Origin of the sequence: Sodalinema sp., from assembly GCF_046483825.1 — a bacterium.
Lineage (GTDB): Bacteria > Cyanobacteriota > Cyanobacteriia > Cyanobacteriales > Geitlerinemataceae > Sodalinema.
In genome coordinates this window covers 1-8,141 of the sequence record NZ_JAWOCL010000237.1, presented here as the reverse complement: position 1 = coordinate 8,141, position 8,141 = coordinate 1, and the positions used below count along the sequence as shown (strand labels likewise).

The window sequence follows — 8,141 nt, the reverse complement described above, 5'->3', positions numbered from 1 at the left end:
GCGGGACAGTGGATGATCTCGATCGCTGGATGGAGAAACTCTCGCCAGTATTGGGACAAGTGACCGTGGGCCAAGCCTATCAAGCCTACGAGGTTTATCAGAAAATAGAACCCTCGGCCCGCAAACTGCGTCAAGTCTGGGGTTGGGCGCAATGGTTCTTCAATCCAGCGATCGAGGTCATCCACTGTCCCGCGAATTAACCCATAGGCTTGAGGGACATAGATATTTAACAAAGGATATTTCACCTCGGGATTATAGGCATGGGCCACCGCCACCACCACCGCCTGGCCTCGTTGCCAGAACTGTTCCCAATCGTCCCAAAAGGGCGGATCATGATGGGTTTCTTGCAAAATCTCGTTTAGAGCCTCTCGCACGGCTTGAGCGGCTTCGGGATTGTTGCCATGTTCTTCTGCTTCGTCGCGGCTATCGACGAGCTGTTGATTGGCATCAGCAACGACGGCCTCGATTTGAGCGAGTTGGGGTTTTGTCCATTTGGCCAAAAGCCAACGCCACCCCAGAAGGATGACCAGGAAAATGGCCCAAATCCAACTGAGTCCCCAATGTTGAATTTGCCAGCCCGCTGCGACGAGAATAAACCCCACAATACCGACGAGGGGAATCGCTAACATGGTCCATTGCCAGGCTTTCAATCGTACCATCGTCACCACCTGTGAAAACTCTAGTTTAACTGCCCGATTTAACGACCCCAGACGGAGAGCCTAGACGAACTGATAGGGAACCTCCCAGGATGCCGGTTGACGGGGATTTCCCCCCAGGAAGGAGGCGGGCCAGACTTCGCCGTCGGGATCGACTTGTAGCCCCTCGTAGCCATGATCCCAGAGGTTAATAATCACCAGTTGCAGCTTCTCATCGATCGCCACAATGGGGATCTGCTGCAAGTGAGCGTCGGTCACCTCTAGGGTTTTCAGGTTATGCAAACCGGGATAGTCGGCTTCCCGCAGGGGGACTAGACTCCAACATTCGCCGTCGTCATCTTCACCCCACCAGAGGGTTGTACCGGCTCGAATCTGTTGTTTGATATAGAGTCGGGCGCGATCGCCAATTACCTCTTGTATTGAATCAGTCATTGAATCAGCCATTGAATCAGTCGTCATTTTTTCCTGGTTAACTAAGCAACTGAGTAAATTCATCTGAATCGTCGATATCGTCGGAGACATCAACGGAGAGTTCTTGATATTTTAAGCGAGCAAAAACTCGATACTTACTAGACGATTTGGATTCACCGTCGGCGAGATCTTCAATTTCTACTAAACTATACTCAACATTTTCAGCATGAATTGCAAAGGCGATTTTGAACAATTCAAAAAAGTGAATTACCCACTGACAGTCTTCTTCAGGTAAATGTTCGTAGTAGCGAATAAGCTGAGCAATGCGCGTTTCTAAATGGATGCGAGAATGGCGACTAATTAACACCAGTTTCAGCAAAACAGCCACCAATGCTAATGGATTTCCGCAGGAGAGCATCCAGACAAAAATGGCAGACGGTTCGGTTCCGGTTTCACTGATGAGCGCATCAATCGCCCGGTTACAGGTGCGTAACCGCAGGGATTCATCAACGGGATCGTTGTGCTTATCTATATACAGTAAATCCAGCCGTTCTGAGAGACGTTGACGCAAAACTTGAGCCAAGTCTTTGTCTGACCAAGAAAAGAGCAGATATTTCTGAAGACTACGTTTAAAGTCTCTGTAACGCTGGTTTTGGGTTTGTCGTAAAAAGATGTTGGCTAGATTTTCGTAGCTGAGACTTCCTCGACGGGCCAGGATAGTTTTGATAATCCGTAGCACTTCATCCCCGAAAATCGTGGGATTGGGATGTTGTTGGTCGTCGTAGCGCACCATTTGGGCGCGGGTGATGTAAATGGCTAAGTCAAACTTGAAACGGTCTTTCAGTCGCTGAGACACGGCGCGGGCCACTTCCCGCTGTTCCATGGGATTATTGGGGTTAGAGTATTGAGGAACCAGTAAATAGGCGGTATAGCGATCGCTCCATTTGGCGGCCTCAACTTCCTCAAATTCCCCTTCTTCGTATTTGGCGGTAAAGACCTTTAGATCTTGGTAATCTTTACCATCGGTGAAAATTTGTAACCAAGCCCGGACTCGTTGTAAATGTGGGGAGAGGGTCCGCTCACGAATGGAGGGTTCTTGAAACAGTTGAACCAGCTTGGGAATAAACTTATGTTGTCGATTGGCTTCCCAATTGTTAAATAGGATGTAACAGGACCGTTTAACGGTATGACGAAACCCTGTTTCTTCGTTCGCTTCAACCAACTGTTTTAGAGACTGGAACGCCTCTAAGTTTTTGGCGTTGTTGCAGTCAATAAATAAGCCCCGAAACTCCTGTAACACATCTTCAGGCGACCAAGCTCGAACAATCTCAAGTAGATAGTTATAGACGATTTCTTGAGTTTGTTCTTGCAGATGCTCATCTGGACGGTTTGTGGCAATAAAGGGCGTAGGGCGATGGTTCGGGCGGCGCTTATCAAACATAGATTCGTTCCCCGATTAACTCAACATGGCGAGGGCGACTTGGTATTCACCTCCCTATTATTCCTTAAATCTAAGAAATCGGGGTCGCCACCGCGACCCCGAAGCTCATTTTCAGTTCTAGTTAGCGGAACATACTACTGACTGAACTATCTTCGTGAATGCGCCAAATGGTCTCACCCAGGACATTAGCAACGGAGAGGACCTTGAGTTGGTCAAACATCCGTTCTGGGGGAATGGGGATGGTATTGGTGACAATCACTTCTTCAAACACGCCACTGGAGAGTCTCTCCACGGCTGGTGGCGAGAAGACGGCGTGGGTGGCGCAGGCGTACACCTGGCGAGCGCCCTCTTTACGGAGGAGTCGCGCTCCTTCGCTGATGGTTCCGCCGGTGTCAATCATATCATCGACGAGAACAGCCGTTTTACCCCGCACATCTCCGATGACATTTAAGACTTCGGCGACATTATGAGCTTGGCGGCGCTTATCAATAATCGCCAGGGGGGCATCATTGAGTTTTTTGGCAAACGCTCTCGCTCGCGCAACTCCCCCAACATCGGGTGACACCACCACAATGTCGTTGAGCTGCTTATTTAACAGATAGTTAATCAGAACGGGAGACCCATAGACATGATCGACGGGAATATCGAAATATCCCTGTATTTGCGCGGAGTGTAAGTCCATGGCTAGGACTCGGTTGGCTCCGGCTTCGACCATTAGGTTGGCAACGAGTTTAGCGGTGATTGATTCTCGTCCAGCGGTTTTGCGGTCAGCGCGAGCGTAGCCATAATATGGCAATACGGCGGTCACTTGACGCGCGGAAGCCCGACGACAGGCATCGATGACGATCAGTAACTCCATGAGATGATCGTTCACCGGATGACAGACGGGCTGAATTAGATAGACATCACAGCCTCGAATCGACTCCTGAATCTGCACATATAGCTCGCCATCGGCGAAGCGCTTGCGTACCATCGGACCGAGATCGATTCCGAGGTAACGGGCCACTTCTTGAGATAGCGGCAGGTTGGCAGACCCAGAGAATAGCCTTAATCGATTGTTATCGACAACAGAGAGTAAGGAAGGCTGAAGCGATAGAGTTGCAGAACGGCTCACAGCGAACCCTCGACGGCACATTAGTTTAAGGCAATATTATCATTGCAACCGCCGATTTGTTCGGGAATTTATGGGGTTTGGGGGATATTTTCAAGAGAATCTCAGATTGGATCGCTCTGAAATACTTTCATAGTCGGGGTTTGAGTGAATTTTTGAGTTAATCTTAAGTTGAGCGATTTTTGGCCTGAGCTGGGTCAATCACGGCGATCGCCCCCCCGATAACCCCCTCTCCCCAAAGGCAGTACAATGGATGGGTGACCCCCAGCACAATTTATCGATAGGAGCCAGCCTCTCCGCGTCTTATGCTCGTTAGTGATGATTTATTGCTGTATTACCAACGGTGCGATCGGCGGGCATTTTTAGATGTGTTCGGTGACTCGGGCGATCGAGATCCCCTCGATGACTTTTTGCTCAAGCTGCGTCAGGATAGCCGCTGTCATCGTCAGGAGGTCTTAGCTCAATATGACTATCACCGCCCCCATTGGTCGGGCGATGATTGGTATGGCGCGACTCAGGCGACGCTGGAGTTGATGGAACAGGGGGTTGAGTCGATTTATCGCGGTGTTCTCTCGGCTCCTTGGCTTCCGGGAGTTCACCTGCTCTCGAAACCCGATTTATTGGTTCGCCATCCGGGATCCTCCCAGTTTGGAGATTGGATATATGTTCCCCATGATATTCGCTTCGGAAAACGCCCCAAACTCGATTATCAGATTGTTGGGGCGTTTCATGGGTTAGTCCTGTCGCTGCTACAAGGAGTTTGGCCAGACACGACGGAGCTGGTGTTACGGGGTCGTAAGCCTCACGCGGTGGATTTCCCGAAACGAGTCCCGGAAATGCAGCAGCTTCTCTATGACTGTATTGTCACGTTACGCGGATCACAAACGCCGGAGTTATTTTTGTCGCGGCAAAAATGCAATCTCTGTCACTGGTATAGTGCTTGTCATCAGGTCGCTGAGTCCGAGCGTCATTTATCGTTGATTCCGGGGGTCACGCCGAGTCGTTATGACCAATTGCAAGGGATGGGGATCACGAGCCTGTCCAGCTTAGCTAACGCGCCGCGATCGCAGTTAAAGATGGCTTTCGGGGCGGAGGCGGGAAATCAACTGGCCCAACAGGCCATGGCCTCGTATGAACAACAGCCCTTATTGCGAGATGGTGCGATGACTCATCTGCTCGCATCCCCAGGAAATCACTGGTTAGCGGCTCCCCATCCGGCGATCGAAATCCATTTTGATATCGAAGCCGAACCCGATTTAGACTTAGATTTCCTGCTGGGGGCGTTGGTGATTGACCATCGACATCAGAGTCAGACCTATTATGGATTTATGGCTAAAAATCCTGAGGAAGAAGGCAGGATTTGGCAGCAGTTTTTAGCTCTAATGGAATCCTACCCGGACGCGCTAATTTTTCATTTTTGTGATTACGAAGTTAAAACAATTCAACGACTGGCGCGGCTGTATAAAACCCCGAAATATCGCTATCAAGCGCTCGTTAATCGTTGTGTCGATATTCATTGGTGGGTGACCCACTCAAGCATTCTCCCGGTGGAAAGTTACGCCCTCAAACCCATTGCTCGTTGGCTGGGGTTTCACTGGCGCAATCCTCAAGCCAATGGCGCCCAATGTATTTGTTGGTACAACGAATGGCTCACGGATCAAGATCCCAAGTGTTTAGAGGCGATTCTGGAGTATAACGAGGATGATTGTTGCGCAACCTATGAACTCAAAACTTGGCTATATCAGTTCCTGAAGCCTTACTACCTTGGGGCGATTGGCCAGGATTTAGCCATGAAGAACGGCTGATTGATCATTGACAATCAAGAATGAACAAGTCGCGATTCTCCCTCGAAGATGAGCGAGTCTCAATTGTCAGCCAGGGTGAGCGATTGACAGGTAACTCCAGCAAAGCCGATCGCCATTTTGGGGGAGGGGGTGTGATTTTGATCATATGCAGTCCCCGACTTTAACAATACCATAGGCCCTAGACACTGGCCTTAGTATCTCGGTCTGCCCCGTTACACCCGCTCTTAGGGACATGGTAAACCACCCCATCTTCTGCTCCGATTCCACCGACTCGATCCCCGATATCGAGTATTTCAACACTATGTCCGATCCAATTGACCCGCAACCCTCTCCCGCTCCTGTCTCCGAAACCTTGATGCAGGATATCTCCTGGGAAGTTCTTGTTCAGCTCATTACCAGCACCGCCGCCGTCACCGGACGGGATTACTACCCCGTTCTCGCAGAACAGCTAACAGCAGCCCTTGATGTCAAATATGCCATTATCGGCGAGATTTGCCAATGGGACAGCAAGGGACCGCAACGGGTGCGATCGCTGTGTTTCTGGGACGGTCAAGGAGCGGTCGATAACTTCGAGTATGATCTCAGCGGGACCCCTTGCGGCCAACTATTAGAACAGGCCAGTAACTCTGACCAAGACTTGAGCTTCTGTTGCTTTCGGGAGGAAGTGCAACGGTCCTTTCCTGATGACGTTAACCTCACCAAACTTGAGGCGGAATCCTATCTGGGGGTGGCGTTGCTCGATCCCGAAACCCATCAACCGATTGGCCATATCTGTATTTTAGATGACCGTCCCCTCTCAGAACAAAAGCGTCAGCAAGCCGAAATTGTCCTCAGCGTCTTAGGGACACGAACCGTCGCCGAACTGAAGCGAGAACAAGCCGAACGACGGGAAGGGGAGAAAATCAAACAACTTGAATCTGCTTTAGCCGAATTACAATACACTCAGTCAAAATTAGTTCAAATCGAGAAAATATCCAGTTTAGGGCAGTTAGTGGCTGGGGTCGCTCATGAAATCAATAACCCCCTCGGTTGTATCACCGGAAATCTGGTTCATACCGCCGATTACGCCGCCGATCTCCTGGAACATTTAAGCTTATATCAACAACATTACCGCCAAACTCCCCCAGAACTAAGCGAACATGCTGAGGACATCGATATTGATTATCTCAAGGAAGATTTCCCGCTGATTGTCGATTCCATGAAAGTCAGCGTCGATCGCATCCAAGAGATTGTCTCCTCCCTACGTCAATTTTCACGACTCGATGCCGAAGAAACCCTCTGTGATGTCCATGAAGGGTTAGATAGCACCTTGGTGGTATTACGACATCGCCTCAAAGCCAATTCCGAACGGCCCGAAATTAAGGTCATGAAGGATTATAGCGAGCTTCCCAAAATTCCGGCCCGGCCCGGACAACTCAATCAGGTGTTTATGAATCTCCTTAGCAACGCCATTGACGCTGTCGAAGAAGGAAATCAAGGCTTAAGTTATAGCAAGATTCAAGAAAATCCCAACATCATCGCCATTCGCACCCAATATCTACAAGATGACGAAGGCGATCGCATCGCCATTTGTATCGCCGACAATGGGGCCGGGATTTCCCTTGATGTCCAATCGCGACTGTTTGAAACCTTCTTTACCACCAAAGATGGAGAACGAGGAACCGGCTTAGGTCTATCCCTAAGCCGGCAAATTATTACCGAGAATCATGGGGGAAGCCTCACCTTTGACTCCACCCCCGGTCAAGGGACAGAGTTTATCATCGAATTACCCGTTTCCGCAGCTGACAAGGTTTAGAGATAACTGTGAGATAACTGTCCCTTCTTAACGGTTCAGGTTCACGCCAGCCTCAATCATTCATCAACACCTGTTGAAGAAACACCCACTTATCGGCGACTTCCTCAATGCGTTTGCTAGTGGGTTTACCGGCCCCATGGCCCGCCTTGGTTTCAATGCGGATTAACAGCGGCTTCTCCCCCGCATCGGCCGCTTGTAGGGCCGCCGCAAACTTGAAACTATGACCCGGAACCACGCGATCGTCATGGTCTCCCGTAATAATCAAAGTCGCCGGGTAAGCCGTCCCAGACTGGACCCGATGCAGGGGAGAATAGCCATAGAGGGCCTTAAACTCCTCCGCATCATCGGGGGACCCATAATCCGAACACCAGGCCCAGCCGATGGTGAACTTGTGGAAGCGCAACATATCCAACACTCCCACTTCGGGAATGGCCGCCGCAAACAAGTCGGGCCGTTGCGTCATACAGGCCCCCACCAACAAGCCGCCGTTACTTCCGCCACCAATGGCCAGTTTCTCAGACCGAGTATAGCCTTGGTCAATCAGCCATTCGGCAGCGGCGATGAAATCATCAAAGACATTCTGTTTATTCTCTTTAATTCCCGCCTGGTGCCAGGCTTCGCCATATTCCCCGCCACCCCGTAGATTGGGGATGGCCAGAACGCCGCCGAGTTCCATCCAGACAAGCTGACTGACGGAAAAACTCGGGGTGAGGGAGATGTTAAAGCCACCGTAGCCATAGAGGTAGGTGGGGTTGTTCCCGTTACAGACTAATCCCTGTTTGTGGGTGATAAACATGGGAATGCGAGTTCCATCTTGGCTGTGATAGAAGACTTGGCGGGTTTCGTACTCCTCTGGGTTAAAGTCCACTGTTGGCTGGCGGAAGAGGCGACTCTCGCCAGTAGTAAGGTCGTAGCGATAGAT

General features: G+C 50.4%; 6 protein-coding genes and 1 pseudogene. 2 read left to right on the top strand and 5 right to left on the bottom strand.

Annotation, left to right across the window (positions count from 1 at the left end; all coding sequences use genetic code 11):
* The 4 genes and pseudogenes from R6U67_RS15300 to R6U67_RS15285 all read right to left on the bottom strand — a co-directional run.
* Positions 1 to 659: pseudogene (locus R6U67_RS15300) on the bottom strand (hypothetical protein); the annotation flags it as partial.
* A gap of 60 nt (positions 660 to 719) precedes the next feature.
* Positions 720 to 1,088 (bottom strand): hypothetical protein, encoded by a 369-nt coding sequence (locus tag R6U67_RS15295; RefSeq protein ID WP_410253348.1) that lies wholly within the window; start codon positions 1,086 to 1,088, stop codon positions 720 to 722.
* A 37-nt stretch (positions 1,089 to 1,125) separates the two neighbouring features.
* Complete coding sequence (locus tag R6U67_RS15290; RefSeq protein WP_410253347.1) at positions 1,126 to 2,508, bottom strand: hypothetical protein; 1,383 nt, start codon at positions 2,506 to 2,508, stop codon at positions 1,126 to 1,128.
* A gap of 121 nt (positions 2,509 to 2,629) precedes the next feature.
* Positions 2,630 to 3,622: a ribose-phosphate pyrophosphokinase gene (locus R6U67_RS15285; RefSeq protein WP_159789769.1), complete on the bottom strand. Its 993-nt coding sequence runs from the start codon at positions 3,620 to 3,622 to the stop codon at positions 2,630 to 2,632.
* Between the two features lie 302 nt (positions 3,623 to 3,924).
* On the opposite strand from R6U67_RS15285, the gene R6U67_RS15280 reads away from it, so the two are divergent.
* Together R6U67_RS15280 and R6U67_RS15275 are read left to right on the top strand one after the other, a co-directional pair.
* Entirely contained in the window at positions 3,925 to 5,424 is a 1,500-nt protein-coding gene (locus R6U67_RS15280; RefSeq protein WP_410253346.1) for a TM0106 family RecB-like putative nuclease, read from the top strand.
* Positions 5,425 to 5,725: 301 nt separating this feature from the next.
* Positions 5,726 to 7,219 carry a sensor histidine kinase gene (locus R6U67_RS15275; protein WP_410253345.1) on the top strand — a complete coding sequence of 498 codons (1,494 nt, stop codon included), beginning with the start codon at positions 5,726 to 5,728 and terminating at the stop codon, positions 7,217 to 7,219.
* Positions 7,220 to 7,271: 52 nt separating this feature from the next.
* Here the strand turns inward: R6U67_RS15275 and R6U67_RS15270 are convergent.
* Positions 7,272 to 8,141: prolyl oligopeptidase family serine peptidase (locus tag R6U67_RS15270; RefSeq protein ID WP_410253344.1), on the bottom strand; the 870-nt coding region annotated here is incomplete at its 5' end.

Coding starts and splice junctions, on each gene's coding strand:
- R6U67_RS15295 (WP_410253348.1), bottom strand. CDS start 1,088: ATGACTGATTCAATACAAGAGGTAATTGGCGATCGCGCCCGACTCTAT.
- R6U67_RS15290 (WP_410253347.1), bottom strand. CDS start 2,508: ATGTTTGATAAGCGCCGCCCGAACCATCGCCCTACGCCCTTTATTGCC.
- R6U67_RS15280 (WP_410253346.1), top strand. CDS start 3,925: ATGCTCGTTAGTGATGATTTATTGCTGTATTACCAACGGTGCGATCGG.
- R6U67_RS15275 (WP_410253345.1), top strand. CDS start 5,726: ATGTCCGATCCAATTGACCCGCAACCCTCTCCCGCTCCTGTCTCCGAA.